This window comes from Moorena sp. SIO4A5, assembly GCF_010672005.1.
Classification (GTDB): Bacteria; Cyanobacteriota; Cyanobacteriia; order Cyanobacteriales; family Coleofasciculaceae; genus Moorena.
Window position 1 is genome coordinate 21,030 of the sequence record NZ_JAAHHZ010000028.1, and the last position, 16,284, is coordinate 37,313.

Consider the following 16,284-nt stretch of genomic DNA (forward strand, 5'->3'; position numbering starts at 1 on the left):
ATAGCTGATAGCTTACACAAAATATGCGATAGTATCTTTTGTAACAAACTTTAATTAAACCCACCCCCATGAGTATCGCCCCCCTAAGCTGGCAAGAACTAGAAGCTCTGACGGATTTTAAAATAGATACCGTTAATGGAGCTACTAACGCTCAATCTTGTTTGCGCCTATTTGGTTTTAGTGAATCTGATATTCGGGTTACCCTATACCGGGATAACCACGCTTGGTGCCCTTACTGCCAGAAAATTTGGCTATGGTTGGAAGAAAAACAAATTCCTTATCGTATCCAAAAAATTACCATGTTTTGTTATGGTAAGAAAGAACGTTGGTACAAGCAGAAAGTGCCATCCGGAATGCTACCAGCCCTAGAGCTAGATGGTAACTTTATCACCGAAAGTGATGACATTTTAATCGGATTAGAGCGGGTTTTTAAACCCTTAGAGCAAAGCATGAAAGACCCGGCTGTCATAAAGCTAAGGCAGTTGGAGAGACTTCTGTTTAGAGCTTGGTGTACTTGGCTGTGCTATCCTACACGTTCATCTAAAGAAGAGCAACATCACCAAGACCAATTTATTAAAGTGGTGGGGATGGTGGAAAATGCCCTCAGTCGCACTCCGGGTCCTTACTTTCTGGATCAGTTTGGTACTGTTGATGTGATTTTCATGCCTTATGTCGAACGCATGAATGCCAGTCTTTATTACTACAAAGGCTATTCTATGAGGGAAGAAAATCCCCGATTGGCAGCTTGGTTTGAAGCCATGGAAACCCGACCTACCTATCGTGGCACACAGAGCGACTTCCACACCCATGTCCATGATTTGCCTCCCCAGATGGGGGGCTGCTGGCAAAATGATAAACCCCAGACGTTAATCAATCAGGCACGGGTGGACAATGGTCCTTGGGAAGGGCTACCGGATGTAACTTACCCAGAACCGGAGACTTCCCGTACTGAAGCTCTCCAACGAGTGCTTAAACACCGCACTAATATCATTCGAGTTAACCCCGCCGACGAGACACTGTTTGATCCAGCCCTGCGTTGTGCCTTGACACAGATGATTACCGGGGAAACCTGTATGCCACCGTTGGGTTCAGATCCTGCTCTTAGATATTTGCGCGACAGAATTAGTGTTCCTCGGGATATGTCTATCTATGCTGCTAAGAGGCTCAGAGAGTCTCTGGAAAAAACTGCCTCTTTAGTAGGAAATGGTCAAGGTTCTGCTATTCCCATCCGTCACCGACGTGACCAAGATCCAGCTAACTTTGCCAAGGCGATCTAGAGTTGCGATTAGCCCGAAGGGCGTTGGCTAGCGAACGCATTAACTTTATCCAGCACATTAATCGTAGGGTGGGCAGTGCCTACCAACCCTATGACCAGCTTGGTGAATTTGTCTGATCCACTGCCCACCCTACATCTGTTGGAGTCAGGAGTTAAAAGCTTGGAGTCATAATAAATTAGAGGCATTGGCCAATAGCTCTAAATAGAACCCAACTAAATTAATAAATTAACAATGACTAACAACGGCTCGAACAGATTAGATCGAATTGAAGCAACATTAGAACAGATGCTAGCTGTTCAACGTGAACTACAAGAAACACAATTAAGGTTTCAAGAAACACAATTAAGGTTTCAAGAGAACCAACAACGACAAGAGACAATATTAGAACAGATGCTAGCTGTTCAAGCTGAACTACAAGCTGGTCAACTTGAACTACAAGCTGGTCAACTTGAACTACAAGAAAGACAATTAAGGTCTCAAGAGAACCAACAACGACAAGAAAGGATATTAGAACAATTGATTGGATATAGCATCACCCAGGAATCTGATAAATTAGATTTAGAGGAAAGAATGAATGCCTTAGAGCAACGAGTTAGAGGATTAGAAAATCGGTGAATTCCCTCTTAGCTCAATTAATGCTTGGTTTTAGGCAAAGGGCAAATCCTAAAGTGGGCAGTGCCTAGCAAACCGATGGCTAGCTTGGTGAATCTGCCTGATCCACTGCCCACCCTACATCAAGCTCAATACAAATACAGGGTTGTATAGCAATGAAAACTAAATCTATGAATGGGGATAAGTCCCAACGGGCGAGCAAAAAGAAGCATCTACTAGCAGCAGATAGTAAAAAGAAAGATAATAAAAAATTAAATAAGGAAAAATTAAATAAGAAAAAACTCAAGAAACAAAAGAAGGCCAATCTCCCCAATTCAGAACGAAGAGTGTTCTACCACATTTCTGAGGCAGAAGGCAGCTCTAAACTTCCCAGGAAAATTTATGAAAAGGAGCTTGCCCGTCTGCAATTGGAACTGGTGAAAATGCAATACTGGACTAAGCATACTGGGACCCGGATTGTGATTGTGTTTGAAGGACGTGATGCAGCGGGTAAGGGAGGGACTATTAAACGGATTACCGAACCCCTAAATCCACGTGGCTGCCGAATTGTGGCATTGGGTACACCGAGTGATCGGGAAAAGACCCAATGGTATTTCCAGCGCTATGTAGCTCATCTGCCCGCAGCCGGTGAAATTGTCTGTTTTGACCGCAGTTGGTACAATCGAGCTGGGGTGGAGCATGTGATGGGTTTTTGTACCGATGCACAGTATCAGGAATTCATGCAAACCTGCCCAGAATTTGAGCGGATGTTGGTCAGATCTGGCATAATTTTGCTGAAGTATTGGTTTTCAGTAAGCGATGAGGAGCAAGAGCGACGCTTCCAATCTCGCACCACCGATCCCGCTCGTCGCTGGAAGCTCAGCCCGATGGATCTAGAATCTCGCGATCGCTGGGTGGAATATTCTCAAGCAAAAGACAACATGTTGGCTCACACCAATATTCCAGAAGCCCCCTGGTTCACGGTGGAAGCTGATGACAAAAAGCGTGCTCGGCTTAATTGCATCAGTCATATTCTCAGCAAGATTCCCTATGTTGATATGACACCGGAACCTCTAGAATTACCCCCACGCAAGAAGGCTCCCAATAATTATGTGCGCCCACCTCTGTATGAGCAATTCTTTGTGCCCCAGTTGTATTGAAATTTGGGAACGTCCTAAAATTCAGGACTTAGGGGTTTATTCCTGTATATTATTTCATTATCCTTTGGCTGATCAAAGAACTGATAACCATTCCGATAAGCTGCTCTAGGGTCAAGTAAATACTGAATCTTTTGTGATGTTTCTTCAATAGCATGTATAATCCTGCCAAGGATATCAGTTTGCTTAGCTTTAACTAGCAACAAACACTGATTAGGATAAAAAACAACAATCAGCAAAGTATCTCTAGATTCCATCAATATTTTTTCGTTGTTTACCAGACTAGGTAAGCGGTTAATAGATTTGTGAAACTCGATTATTTGATCTGCTATTTTTAGAGTTTCAGTTTTATTTAATTCACCTATATATTCAGTAATAGGTAACTGTTTATAGAGGATAACTGCACCTACAATGTCATCATTATCAGCTACTAAATCCCTAACAATTATATCGTAATATTGTGGTTGTTTTGACATCATATTGATTCTGGTCATGGGATTATTTTTGATTAAACTACTCTAGAACAGGGAACAGGTAATATCATGTCCGGTTGAGTACTTATACTAAGCGCCTTCTGCCTTCTGCCTTCTGCCTTACTTTAGCCAAAGTGTAAGTATTCAACCGGACATGATATTAATTATGTCTTTGCTGATCTCTCAGCGATGATTGCTTGACATCTGCCTTAAGCAAAAAGCCACTGTAGGCAGTCATACGGTGTTCGTGGAAATCTAGACCTTCAATTTCTGCTTTTTCTGTAACTCTCAGACTTGAGGAAAGTATGCTTTTAACAAATAACCAAGCCAGCCAGCTCATGACAACCGTTGACAGACCTACTGCAACAATGCCGAGTAGTTGAATAAAAAGCTGCCGGATACTATCTATCCCGCCACCACAGAATAGTCCGGCTACTGGACCGTTACCAATACTATACAAATCACCAGGTCCTTCACTGAAAAGAGCTAAAGCCAGTGTTCCCCAGACTCCACTGACAAGATGGACAGAAATAGCACCTACTGGATCATCAATTTTCATCCTGTCCCAGAAGTCCACTGAAAAGACCACAATTATTCCTGCCAGCAGACCTATAGCAATAGCTTTACCAATCGTAACGAATGCACAGGATGCAGTAATAGCTACTAAACCCGACAGTACTCCGTTAATAATCATAGTGGGGTCAGGCTTACTGTCAGGATCCCTTGGGTCAAACCAGGTAGTTATAGCTGCGGCAATACCCCCTGCACAAGCTGCTATATTCGTCGTGAGGACAATATGGCTAATGGAGTTGGGATCTAAATTCGTTGTTCCGGGATTAAAAATGCTTGAGCCGGGATTAAAACCAAACCAGCCCAGCCATAAAATCGAGCAACCTAGAATCGCCAGGCTGAGATTGTGTCCGGGCAGCCCATAGGAGACGCAATCTATATATTTGCCCTTGCGTGGTCCGAGAAGGTAAGCACCTACTAAGGCAGAGCCACCGCCTACGCAGTGAACTACCGTTGAACCAGCAAAGTCCCAAAATTTCAGCCCTTGTAGCCAGCCTCCTCCTAGCCAGCCTCCTCCCCAAATCCAGTGACCCGTGATTGGGTAAATGATGCCCACAAGTAGAACGCTGAACAGACAAAACGCCGAAAATTTGATGCGCTCGGCCACTGCTCCAGACACAATAGTGGCAGCAGTTCCAGCAAAAACCAGTTGAAAAAAGAACTTGGCGTTAAGGGGTATACCAATATCTTTTAGTGAATAGAAGACACCGTTGTAGGCTTCTCCTATGGCTGGACTATTATCTAATCCTGAAAGGAACAAGCCATTGAAACCTAAAACAGGGTTTCCATCACCAAACATGACAGCAAAGCCAACTGCCCAGTAAGCGACTGTAGACAGGGCAAACACAATCAGGTTTTTAGTCAAAATGTTGGCGGCGTTCTTTTGGCGGCAAAGACCAACCTCCAACATCCCAAAGCCCGCGTTCATGAAGAATACTAAACAACCAGTGAATATCACCCAGATAGTATCCACGGCAATTTGAAGAGATGCAAGGGTAGTCTTAAAAGGTAGATTCTGGGCTACTGCTACCTCGGTACACAACACCATGATTATTGCGATTAAGGGCAAGCAAACTTTCCAGCTTTGCAGCCTCCAACCGGTGGTACACCTTGACCTTTTACGGTTTTGTTTAGACATTAGTAATCAAAGGTTTAGTGCTTAGAATAAAAATCAATACTTGTAAGCATTCAGCCGTCAGCTTTCAGCCGTCAGCTTTCAGCTTTCAGCGTAGACCCCTGAATTAATTAATTTTTTTTGGCCTTAGGCTACTAGTGAAAACTCTTTTAGCGTAGATAAAATTTTGGCGTAGATAACACCCTAATCTTAAATCAGCCTAAGTCATGAGTGACCATTGACTTGGCTTATCCTTACACTAGTTCCCTTGATTCTATGAGTAACTGAATCTATTTGTTACCTGGGCACTTGACAGTGTTGTTCCAGGAAGCAGTTAAGCTCTATCTTACTCTTATAGTAGAGGATATTGTCAATGTTGTATGCTAACCTTAGCCTTTTTCTTTTTTTATTCGTCGAAATATATTCCTGTTTTTTTACTATCGTAAAATTTAATTATTCAGCAGTCAGCAGTCAGCAGTCAGCGGTCAGCCGTGAGCTAAAAGCTCACGCTACTTGAGGTGCCGTCAGCCGTCAGCTAGCGTGCCCATCGCCCATAAGCTGATAACTGTTCGCGTAGCGTGCCCGTAGTGCATAAGCTGAATGCTTACTGAGATGTAGCCAGCGAGGATTGATGATCGTGATTTTTTTTTGCATCATGGAAGTAACTCCTTTTTAGGAGGGAGGAAAGCCGCGCTGGTCGTGGTTAACAGTTGTAACCAGCGCGGCTATTAGTATCGGTCGTCACTTTCTATAGTATACATAACTCCTCGAAAAAATGCAAGGGGTATTTTTTTTTTTACATTTATTTACAAATAAAAGTTTTAGGGATTTGTCTACTCAATTATGTTGAATTTGTACAGTATTTTTCATTGGCTTATATTTTGATATACCACGGAATAGGGAACAGCGGATCTGGGAACAGGGAACAGTGAATATATAAAAAATCGGTTTACATGATAGAATAGCTAAGGTTTTTTGAAAATTCAAATTGGATACTACTCAGTTATCACAAAAAACTCAAACCCTATCTCCCTGCGACTGCATCAAGACACAGGTAAATATTAATAAACTTGGTGGAATATCTGAGTTGAGGCCAAGGGCAAAATGCCCCCCGTTATTAAGGGTTCAGTTGAATACCCATAATCAAGACGATTGATCGGGAGATGCCTTTGCCCTGGAAGTGGAGCAACTGACTAAGATTCAGGACTTTCCGGTTTGTTCCTGTATCTTTTTTCATTATTATTTTGCCTAACACTGGGCTGATCACCATTGCCAGAAGCTGGATTAGGGTCAACTAAAGACTGAATCTTTTCTGAGGTATTTTTAATAGTCTTTCTAAGGCTCCCAAGTCTATTAGTTTTTTTAGCTTTAACTAGCAATAAATAATCCTTAGCGTTAAAAACAACAATTAGATCAAAATCTTGATATTCAAACCAAATTCGGTTGGGTCGTTTAATACTAGCAACATTGATTATTGCCTCTGCTATTTCGATAATTTCATCTTCAGATAATTCGCCTATATAATCAGTTTATGGTAGCCCTTCGTCGGAGATAATAACTGCACCTATAATGTCATCATGAGCATCTACTAACTCCCTAACAATGCTATCATAATTTTGTGTTTTTTTTGACATATCGATTATTGCCAGGGACTTAATGGTGGGTAGACTAATCTTGATCGTCTTGATCGCGATCCGATAAAAAATCGTCTCTTATATGATCAAGGCTTTCTTTAGAATTAACTCTGATTCTTAGATATTTATGAAGTTCTTCTCTAAATGTTCGTTCAAGAAACTCCTTGATTTCCTGCTTGCTCTGCGGGCGATTCAAGCGCCTTTTATAAAACTTCTCAAAAACGGACGTATATGTCAGCCCCATCATTACTACATAGGTAGCAGCTAGTGCTCCTGCTACTGCCTCTGTTGCCAGAAAACCAGGAGGAAACAAGCCGACCAAAAAGGTAGCTGAGATTTCTAAAGCCCCAGTTGCTGGAACACTAATTGCTGTCACAATTGTTTGACCGCTAATTTGGTCTATAATTTCGATAATATCATCGGACTTATATAATTTTGCTATAACCTTTAGAAGACCAACTTGAGAGGAAGTCATGGCTATGACCGCTAAAAGCGGGACGGGAAAAAACCCAGCTCCAAAGCAAGTTGTAGCAGCAGCAGCAATGTATTTCCAGGCTACCTTCTTCTTGTATCCAATATTGACTATTTGGTTGGCAACGATGGCATCTGAATATATAGTCGGTAATAACTCAACGGTTTTACTGACCAATTCTTCCAGTCCAAAAGCTTTACAAATGGGTCCATTGTACCTCTCTAAAGGTTTAGCGGCTACCTCGAGAATGTCATAAGCCTTATTAAATTCACAATTTCTGATCACATCCTTAAGCTTATCAATGTCTTCAGGACTGACAATATCGCACTGAGACAAAACTATGATCACAGGAATTGCTAATCCGTTGAGTTCGTTAATGATATCCGCATCGAAGCCTTCAACTCTTTTTGAGGCCGCATTGATAACATACCAAATCAAGTGGATTTGAGCTTCTAATCCTTCGGCTTGTTTGGTCTCTATAAAATCAAACAGATTTACTTTGAACTCTTGTTCTTTATTCGCTTCATAACCGGCTGAATCGTATAAATTAATGGGTTTCCGTGTATCGACAGAACTATGATCTGGAGTATAAAGCTTGAATGATTGAGTTACAGGCCATCCCGCATCTGTTTCGGCTTTTTCTACCCCAAATACCTTATTAATAAGAGTACTTTTACCCGTACCAGTCTTACCAATTATGGCTATATTGGGAACTTCCATTTCTTCAACGATTTTTCTTAGCTCATCGTCCATAATCGTCATGATGACTCTCCTAACTCTTGAGTTTGTTAATTCTTTAGTTTGTTAATTCTTTCTTGGGGGATCCTTGAGCGCTGATTCCTTGACATCTGCCTTAAACAAAAAGCCACTGTAGGCGCTCATACGGTGTTCGTGCAAATCTAGACCCTCCTTTTCTGCTTCTGGTGAAACTCTGAGATCTGAGGAAAGTATGCTTTTAACTAATAACCACGCAAGATAGCTCAGGACAACTGTTGACAGACCTACTGCAACAATGCCAAGTAGTTGAATAGAAAGCTGCCGGATACTATCTATCCCGCCACCACGGAATAGTCCTGCTACTGGACCATCACTATACAAAGCACCAGCTCCTTCACTTCCTTCACTGAAAAGGCCTAAAGCCAGGGTTCCCCAGACTCCACCGACAAGATGGACAGAAATAGCACCTACTGGATCATCAATTTCCATCCTGTCCCAAAATTCCACTGAGAAGACCACAATTATTCCTGCCAGCAGACCTATAGCGATAGCGCTATCAATGGTAACGAATCGACAGGATGCGGTAATGGCTACCAAACCCGACAGTACTCCGTTAATAATCATAGTGGGGTCAGGCTTACTGTTAAGATCCCATGGGTTCAACCAGGTAGCTATAGCTGCGGCAATACCCCCTGCACAAGCTGCTGTATTCGTCGTCAGGACAATATGGCTAATTGCCTTGGGATCTAATTCCATCGTTGAGCCCGGGTTAAAACCAAACCAGCCTAGCCATAAAATCAAGCAACCTAGAATCGCGAGGCTGAGATTGTGTCCGGACAGCCCATAGGACACGCCATCTATATATTTACCCTTGCGTGGTCCGAGAAGGTAAACACCCACTAAGGCAGACCAACCGCCTACGGAGTGAACTACGGTTGAACCAGCAAAGTCCTCAAATCCTATCCCTTTTAGCCAGCCTCCTCCCCAAATCCAGTGACCCGTCATTGGGTAAATGATTGCCACCAGGAGAAGGCTGAACAGACAAAAGGCGGAAAATTTGATCCGCTCAGCCACTGCTCCAGACACAATAGTGGCAGCAGTTCCAGCAAAAACCAGTTGAAAAAAGAACTTGGCGTTGAGGGGTATATCAATATGTGTTAGTGAATCGAAGACATCGTTACTTTTAAGGAAAAAGCCACTCAAACCTATAAAAGGGTTCCCATTGCCAAACATGAAAGCAAAGCCAACTGCCCAGTAAGCGGCTGTAGACAGGGCAAACACAATCAGGTTTTTAGTCAAAATGTTGGCGGCGTTCTTTTGGCGGCAAAGACCAGCCTCCAACATCCCAAAGCCCGCGTTCATAAAGAACACTAAACAACCAGTGAATATCACCCAGATAGTATCCAGGGCGATTTCGAGAAATTTAACCTGGTTTTGGAGAGATTTAAGCTGGTTTTGGAGAGATGTAAGCTCAGAAGGTGGATTCTGGGCTACTGCTACCTCGGCACACAACAAAATGATGATTGCGATCGCGGGCAAGCAAACTTTCCAGCTTTGCAGCCTCCAACCGCTGCTGCACCTTGACCTTTTGCGCTTTTGTCGAGACATTAGTAATAATTAGAATAAGAATAAATACTTTCCCACTAGCAGCTGTGGCAATCCACAGTGGTATGGGAATCATGGCCAAGGAATTGATTCCAAGACCTGTCGATGGATACCTACAATCTCGGTTATCTGTGCTCATTAGGAATTAGCACAAAAAACCTAGCAGGTTCATAAATTAATTAAATTTTTTGGCCTTGGGCTAAGAGTTAATAGGCCTTTCGGCATCAGGGTAAGCGCAAGAATCAATAAGTTGTGGCTCATTGATAAAAAGACGGCACAATTATCAATAACTTAACTCTATTGCGAGTACAGTTCTACGAGATGATAGGGGTTTTGAGCCACGAGCAACCGATATCCAGCCAATGCACATTATGAGCCATTTTTTCTTGCGCTTACCCTGCTTTCGACGTAGATTAAGCCCTGAGCTTAAATGAGTCTAACCCCTATGTGAAATTGACCTGGCTTATCGTTACACTAACTCCCTTGAGCCTATCAGGAAGTGGAGCTATTCGCTCTCTTGCCACTTAGCCGTATTTTTCCAGGAATTAGTTAACCATTATTTTACTCTTATACTAGACCATCTTGTCAAGATTGTGTGCTAACCTTAGCCTTTGTATTTTTTTTGTATTCGAATAAATAAAATTTACAAATAGCTCGTGAACTATAAGGCTGATTTAAAATAACCCCAAAAAATCCTTGTATTTCTTTTATAATAGTGCTTGTTGTCTATTTTAGATTCCCTTGTTTCCTCAATCCTCTGTTTACATCTCAAATGGAAAAGCTATATCTCAGGGGAATTTAATATTTTTTTGTATAAAATGTACTTGACAAATATTCAGGTAAGTTATATATTAGTTTGGTCACTGTTGAGGCTACCTCCCAGCAGCCCAACGGGTTAACCTGAAGATCAGCAAAAGTTTTTATTTCGCGATCGCTGATCATGTCAAAGGGCTTATGGCTTGCTTGTGCTGACATCTCAGCAGCTAGAGCCCCGTGTGGAAAGAACCCAGCGTCACAAGGGTCTCGATTGAACCAATTTGGGCAGCTTAAAACAGACTCTCGCCGCCTACAAAGCTCGAAAGTGTCAGGGTGCATCTCATTAAAGCTGTTTGACCCGGTGGGTGGAATGGGCATCTTGCCCGTTATCCCTCTTCTGTCACTCTCCGAAATCTTTTGTCTTTTCTAAATTCTAGAACTTTTGTAGTTCAAGGGATTACCAGATTTTTTTCTAGCAACAAATACAGTATCCAATTTTTTCTAATAGAATAGCTTGTATTGATTGACTGATAATACTTCTGAAGATTGGTGTCCCGGAGACTGACAAAAGAGGGATAGCTAGTCTAACCCGTCCCAATTTTATTAAAGCTCTTCCTCAATTAGCTCCTTTAATCATCAAGTTTGGGGGTATTGAAGCCCTAAGAGAAACGGTGGCAGCGGTTGATGATGTTAGTCGATGGTGGAAGTAGGGAAAAGGGAGTAGGGAGTAGGGAGTAGGGAGTAGGGAGTAGGGAAGAGTTAATCAAGGATAGAGGAATTATGATTAGCCTTACTGGGTGTGAAGTGAACCAGTGTTAGGATTCAGTTGATGCCTGTGCCATGGGGAAGAATTGCGCTAAGCTAATGTTAGCTTAATCATGGGCAAGTTTCGTTTTGCTAACTCACCTAGACTATAGGTAAGCTCAATCAATAATAATCAACACTCTCATCCAAACAATACTATCCATGGAAAACGTCAATCAAATCACTTTAAGTTTACCCACAGATTTGCTGAAAACTACAGAAGAACTAATTCAGACAGGACTAGTAAAGAATCTTGAGTAATTAGTTGTATTAGCCTTGCATCATGAAATTGTAAAAATTAAACAGTTACAGCAAAACAATCAACAGCTACAAGAAAATAGCAATGGTGTAGATGATCCCATTTGGGGACTTGGAGACAATCCAGTTGTGGGTGGAGTCAGTTTAGAATGAAGAATGAAGAATGAAGAATGAAGAATGAAGAATGAAGAATTTAGAATTCGGTAGCAAGTATTGGGACAGTCTGTCCCGTAAAGCCAAATGACTGAGGATGAATTCAAACTTGAAATTGCGCTGATGCTGTATAATCAAGAAAAAATCAGCAGTGGCAAAGTCGGTTTTTGTAATCTTTAATTAAACGGTTATTTTTGAATAATTTAATAAAGGTAACTCTTGACCTCTAGCTTGGTAATCTTCTACCAAAAGCTCTAACACTTCTTTAGCATTTTTGAGAGCCTCTTCGTAGCTGCTGCCATGGGTATGAGCATAAGGACCAAATTCTGGTAAACTAGCAATGTAGGTTTGGTCTTGCTCTGACCATTGAATTAAGATACTATAGTGGTTTTTCATCTGTATTTATTTCTGTAAATTATCTAAGTCTCTACTCCCCTCTGATTCCCGATTCCCGATTCCCGATTCCCGATTCCCGATTCCCGATTCCCTAATTAAAAACCACTATAATTAATTAACCGTTTCAATTCATAATCCCGACTAAAATTTCCAGCAACTCGGTTAGCTCTTCTGGGACGATGTAGCGCTTGGGGTCTTGTTGTATAGAACGTTCTTGGCGATTAAAAGTACCGAAACGCCAGTCTTCTCCGGTGGTAACAATGCCGTACAAAATTCTCTGGTCAGACTGGAGCCACTGATCAAGGGCAACCAACTCCACCGCCAGTTGAGTGAAGCCCCTTACCAGATCAGATTGTTTGGCTTCGATCACAATCACGTTATGGTTGGCAATGTAATAATCTAAGGTTCCCCGCAGGTGTTCGCTAACGGCGATGGAATATTCAATGTAAATGCGGTGATTAGTTAGATCGACTACTTCAAACAGAATTGGTGCGATCAGGGCTTCGCGACGGGCAGTTTCGTTGATCAGCTCGATGCGCTTGCGGTTACGCTCGATTTGGTGCAGCAGGGGTTCAATAGGCGCAGTGAAGGGCTGACGAGGTAGATCGATATGCGATCGCACAAGGGTACAGTCAAATTCAGCCAAGATATCTTCTAGGGTAAAGGGAAGGTGAAAATATTGGCTAAAACTGTAAGGCTGTCCAGCTTTGAGAATGCGGCGGCGGTTCATTTGTGGTTAGTCTTCATTTGTTGACATCTCAACTAGAGCCGTTCTCATCTAAAGAACGCACCTTAATAACCTTAGCAGGAATTCCCACTACCGTAGCCCCAGCAGGTACATCAGATAAAACTACAGCATTAGCACCAATATTTGCCCCATTACCGATAGTAACCTTGCCAAAAATCTTAGCACCAGCACCAACATTGACACGTTTTCCTAAGATGGGGGCATCGAAAGGACGATCTAAATAACGATTACCTAAAGTGACTCCTTGACGTAGGATACTATCATCACCAATAGTGCAATCCCCATGAATAACAATCGCACTTTGATGCTCAATAATTACTCGACGACCAAGCTTTACGGTGTAAGGTAATTCAATCCCATAGGTATTACGAACTTTACGATATAATGCTCGGTAGAGAATACTAAAGGGAGCCCGTAGTAACTTCGGTTGGATGTTCATTCTCCAGACTCCAAACCGCTGCACCGCCACAGCCCGAAATCCAGGCTTAGTCCAATCACAACCATGGGCCTTCCAATCTTCTTTAATTTGTTGCCAAAGTCCCAACTTATCGGTTTTTGGCTGGGTAGAATTTGCCGTTAAATCTGTTGGCATCACCATAATATTTTTTTAGAATGAAGAATTTAGAATGAAGAATTTAGAATGAAGAATTTAGAATGAAGAATTTAGAATGAAGAATTTAGAATTGGGAATCGGGAATAGTCCATCAGCTTTGTATAACAGGCTTCGATGCTGTGGCACCCGCATTATATGAGGTACACTTCTCAACCTCAAAGTCCCCCTTATTAAGGGGGATTTAGGGGGATCCCTTTGTACCTCATGGGTATAAGATTTGCTATAAGCTGATAGCTAAAAGCTAATCACGAAATCTTCGGACTACTAAAGGCACCACCTTTACAAAACACACTATTGCGGAGAAAATCACTAAGTAACTGGGGTGGGTCATTATCGGGCTTACCTTGAACCACTCGGCGCAATTGCCACAATAAATAACTAGAAGCCCAGGCATGATCCGCTAGAGCAGCGTAAAACCAACCATAGTTTTTAAGAAAATACCGTCGTCGAGAATCAAAGACATACTGGGGTCGGCGTTTGGGTGGACGCTTGGTGTCGGTAACACCTGAACTTTGTCCAACTAAGTGGACTACGCGACTTTCTGGGACATACCAGCATTCCCAACCAGCTCTCTGGGCTTGTAGGCAAAAGTCCATTTCTTCGTAATACATGAAATAAGCTTGATCGATCAGGCCAACCTGCTCAAACACTTCCCGACGAATAATCATACTTGCCCCAGCAACCCAATCCGTTGGACAGGGTTGGTCAGGAATCGGTGGCCAAACTACCCACTTCGATAATAATCTCGATACCACACCGAGACGCAAACCAGAATCTAGCTCACTGAGGACGGTATGAAACCGAAATGCTGAACACTGAGGGGTACTGTCAGGCTCTTCCAGGCGAGAGCCAGCAATACCCACCTGGGGATGGTCACTCATAAACTCGACCAGGGTTTTGATTGCCCTAGGACGAACAATGGTATCTGGGTTGAGCAACAACACATAATCCGGTGGCTGATTAGACTTCAGGGCTGGGCGGATCACAGCATTATTGCCAAAAGCAAATCCACCATTGTGCTCTAGTGGCATCACCGATGCCCAACTACCCCAGTTTTCGTTTGCGATCGCATTTTTAATGGCAACAGCCGATCCATCCCCAGAGGCATTATCTGCCACTACTACCGTAGTATTCGATAAACCTGGGATTTCATCCGCTAGAGAGCGTAAGCAATCAATAGTTAAACTAGGGGTTTTGTAGTTAACAATTACTATAAGTAAAGAATTTATGGTATTGTTTTTTATTTCATTATACATAACTAATTTTGTGCTTTATTTAGCTTATACATTAAGAATTAATTGTTAGTTATTTTGCTATTTTTTAAATTCAAAAAATAGCGTTTTTAAAACCGTAAAAATTAACACGTTTTTTTACCCTACTCCCTACTCCCTACTCCCTACTCCCTACTCCCTACTCCCTACTCCCTACTCCCTACTCCCTACTCCCTACTCCCTACTCCCTACTCCCTGCTATATCATCCCTAATTCCTTTGAACTTGTCTCCGTTGATGCCGATTTTGATTCCGATTTTGATTCCGAGAACGCTGGGCTACCAATGCCGGGACTTTTTTAACCTTATTGGTTGTAGGTTCTTGGATCACCAATCCTGATAGTCCTCCACAAGCCAATACAAAGACAGGATTACCATGGGCATTGAGCAGAAATTCCACCATGTACAACGCTACAGCCACGGTCAGCACCGCCACTGGTGCCGCTTGCCGCTTTGGCCACAACTCCGCTGGACAACGGAACCAAAACATAGTCAACACCGGCATTAGTAAGGATGTGGTCAGGCTGGCTAGTCCAACGGTACCAGTTTCACCAAACGCAAGAATCCACAAACTATCTGGAACTGTAACTTGCTCACCCTTGTCATTAAATATCAGACTTCTTCCCCATCCTCCCCAGCCAAACACGATCCGTTCCCGTGCTTTATCTACAAGTAGCTCTTCATTATCAAATCTAAACTGTAAGGATTGGATACGGTCTGCAGGAACCACATTCGATACATGTGAGATAATCTGATCACTAACGTAGGTTTCAGTCTGTGAGTTAATGTATAAGTAAGAACAAATAACCCCAATTAGGATAAAGACTGGCAAAGCAGTACGAAATTGCTTGCCCACAAACAAGATCCCAACTCCTAAGAGTAGTAAGAAATAGGCACCAGTGGATTTGCACAATATAAATGTGATCAACACGGCAGCTACCAGCCACTTCATCGGAATATTCCACAGTTGTTTGATCACCCCAGTGTGCCATAGCCAAATTCCCACTAAACTAGCTGCCATCATCCACAGACCCACTGGCAAACCGTGGATCATAAATACTGTCGGTCTCCATCCCCCGTAACGCATGGTTTGAGAAAAGTCAGGATGAGCAAAGAAGCCGTAAAATATCCTATGGAGCTGCGGACTAAAGCGAATTTCGTACAAACATAGGGGAACATAGATCAAGCCGCCCATGAAAATGCCAATTGACAATTCACGTAATCCACTCAAGTTATTGAGATAGATCCGACCGAGAAAATAGGGTACTCCCCAGGTCAAGGTTTGCGTCAAAACAGTAGAGAACCCATCGTAAGCCCCCAACCCATTCGTAAGAGATGAAGCCAATGGACATAGGCACCAAATTAGCATCGGCAAGTCAATCCAGCTGAATTTAAAGGAGCTAAAACGCCCAACATCGTATATAAACGTAGCCAACAAAATACCGTAGCAAGTTGCCGACATCTTAGTATAGTCAGGTAGACCAGGCAAAGCATATTCTGCCACAGGTAGAAATAGCCATGCTACGATGAAACTCACAATGACTGCCCGCTGAGCTGGAATTCTCATGAAGAGATAAAGAACAACTGGAATCCAGCCGAACATGACGATGGGGACTAAAAAACTCATTGGCTTTTTTGGGCATAAACGTCAACAGAGTTGCTTGAGTAATTTCTGAC

General features: G+C 42.5%; 15 protein-coding genes. 4 read left to right on the forward strand and 11 right to left on the reverse strand.

Features of this window, described 5'->3' with window-relative positions; genetic code table 11:
* The first annotated feature begins 68 nt into the window (after positions 1 to 68).
* The 3 genes from F6K57_RS10390 (at position 69) to ppk2 (ending at position 3,028) form a co-directional block, all read left to right on the forward strand.
* Positions 69 to 1,277, forward strand: a complete 1,209-nt coding sequence (locus F6K57_RS10390; protein ID WP_293067189.1) for a glutathione S-transferase family protein — start codon at positions 69 to 71, stop codon at positions 1,275 to 1,277.
* 231 nt (positions 1,278 to 1,508) lie between these two features.
* Entirely contained in the window at positions 1,509 to 1,892 is a 384-nt protein-coding gene (locus F6K57_RS10395; RefSeq protein WP_293067192.1) for a hypothetical protein, read from the forward strand.
* Positions 1,893 to 2,044: 152 nt separating this feature from the next.
* The gene (gene ppk2, locus F6K57_RS10400) at positions 2,045 to 3,028 is read left to right on the forward strand and encodes a polyphosphate kinase 2 (RefSeq protein ID WP_293067195.1); all 984 of its coding nucleotides are present in this window, start codon (positions 2,045 to 2,047) and stop codon (positions 3,026 to 3,028) included.
* Between the two features lie 14 nt (positions 3,029 to 3,042).
* Here ppk2 and F6K57_RS10405 read toward each other — a convergent pair whose 3' ends face one another.
* From F6K57_RS10405 to F6K57_RS10430, 6 genes are all read right to left on the reverse strand, one after another.
* A complete protein-coding gene (locus tag F6K57_RS10405; protein WP_293067198.1) occupies positions 3,043 to 3,519 on the reverse strand; it encodes a hypothetical protein in 477 nt (158 codons plus the stop codon).
* A gap of 139 nt (positions 3,520 to 3,658) precedes the next feature.
* Positions 3,659 to 5,206 carry an ammonium transporter gene (locus tag F6K57_RS10410; RefSeq protein ID WP_293067201.1) on the reverse strand — a complete coding sequence of 516 codons (1,548 nt, stop codon included), beginning with the start codon at positions 5,204 to 5,206 and terminating at the stop codon, positions 3,659 to 3,661.
* A gap of 507 nt (positions 5,207 to 5,713) precedes the next feature.
* The gene (locus F6K57_RS10415; RefSeq protein WP_293017238.1) at positions 5,714 to 5,839 is read right to left on the reverse strand and encodes a hypothetical protein; all 126 of its coding nucleotides are present in this window, start codon (positions 5,837 to 5,839) and stop codon (positions 5,714 to 5,716) included.
* Positions 5,840 to 6,850: 1,011 nt separating this feature from the next.
* The gene (locus F6K57_RS10420) at positions 6,851 to 8,050 is read right to left on the reverse strand and encodes a GTPase domain-containing protein (RefSeq protein WP_293067206.1); all 1,200 of its coding nucleotides are present in this window, start codon (positions 8,048 to 8,050) and stop codon (positions 6,851 to 6,853) included.
* 42 nt (positions 8,051 to 8,092) lie between these two features.
* Positions 8,093 to 9,520, reverse strand: a complete 1,428-nt coding sequence (locus tag F6K57_RS10425; protein ID WP_364302231.1) for an ammonium transporter — start codon at positions 9,518 to 9,520, stop codon at positions 8,093 to 8,095.
* Complete coding sequence (locus F6K57_RS10430) at positions 9,477 to 9,749, reverse strand: hypothetical protein (protein WP_293017235.1); 273 nt, start codon at positions 9,747 to 9,749, stop codon at positions 9,477 to 9,479. Before F6K57_RS10430 ends, F6K57_RS10425 begins: the two co-directional genes overlap by 44 nt.
* A 1,697-nt stretch (positions 9,750 to 11,446) precedes the next feature.
* Between F6K57_RS10430 and F6K57_RS10435 the strand changes: the two genes are divergently transcribed.
* The gene (locus tag F6K57_RS10435; protein WP_293067209.1) at positions 11,447 to 11,581 is read left to right on the forward strand and encodes a hypothetical protein; all 135 of its coding nucleotides are present in this window, start codon (positions 11,447 to 11,449) and stop codon (positions 11,579 to 11,581) included.
* A gap of 180 nt (positions 11,582 to 11,761) precedes the next feature.
* Here the strand turns inward: F6K57_RS10435 and F6K57_RS10440 are convergent, their stop codons facing one another.
* From F6K57_RS10440 to F6K57_RS10460, 5 genes are all read right to left on the reverse strand, one after another.
* A complete protein-coding gene (locus F6K57_RS10440; RefSeq protein WP_293017232.1) occupies positions 11,762 to 11,977 on the reverse strand; it encodes a type II toxin-antitoxin system HicB family antitoxin in 216 nt (71 codons plus the stop codon).
* A gap of 124 nt (positions 11,978 to 12,101) precedes the next feature.
* A complete protein-coding gene (locus F6K57_RS10445) occupies positions 12,102 to 12,707 on the reverse strand; it encodes a hypothetical protein (RefSeq protein ID WP_293067212.1) in 606 nt (201 codons plus the stop codon).
* Positions 12,708 to 12,735: 28 nt separating this feature from the next.
* Positions 12,736 to 13,323 (reverse strand): serine acetyltransferase, encoded by a 588-nt coding sequence (locus F6K57_RS10450; protein WP_293067215.1) that lies wholly within the window; start codon positions 13,321 to 13,323, stop codon positions 12,736 to 12,738.
* A 260-nt stretch (positions 13,324 to 13,583) separates the two neighbouring features.
* On the reverse strand, positions 13,584 to 14,594 hold the full coding sequence (locus F6K57_RS10455; RefSeq protein WP_293067218.1) for a glycosyltransferase family 2 protein: 1,011 nt from the start codon (positions 14,592 to 14,594) through the stop codon (positions 13,584 to 13,586).
* A 224-nt stretch (positions 14,595 to 14,818) separates the two neighbouring features.
* On the reverse strand, positions 14,819 to 16,234 hold the full coding sequence (locus tag F6K57_RS10460; RefSeq protein ID WP_293044969.1) for an O-antigen ligase domain-containing protein: 1,416 nt from the start codon (positions 16,232 to 16,234) through the stop codon (positions 14,819 to 14,821).
* Positions 16,235 to 16,284 lie beyond the last annotated feature (50 nt).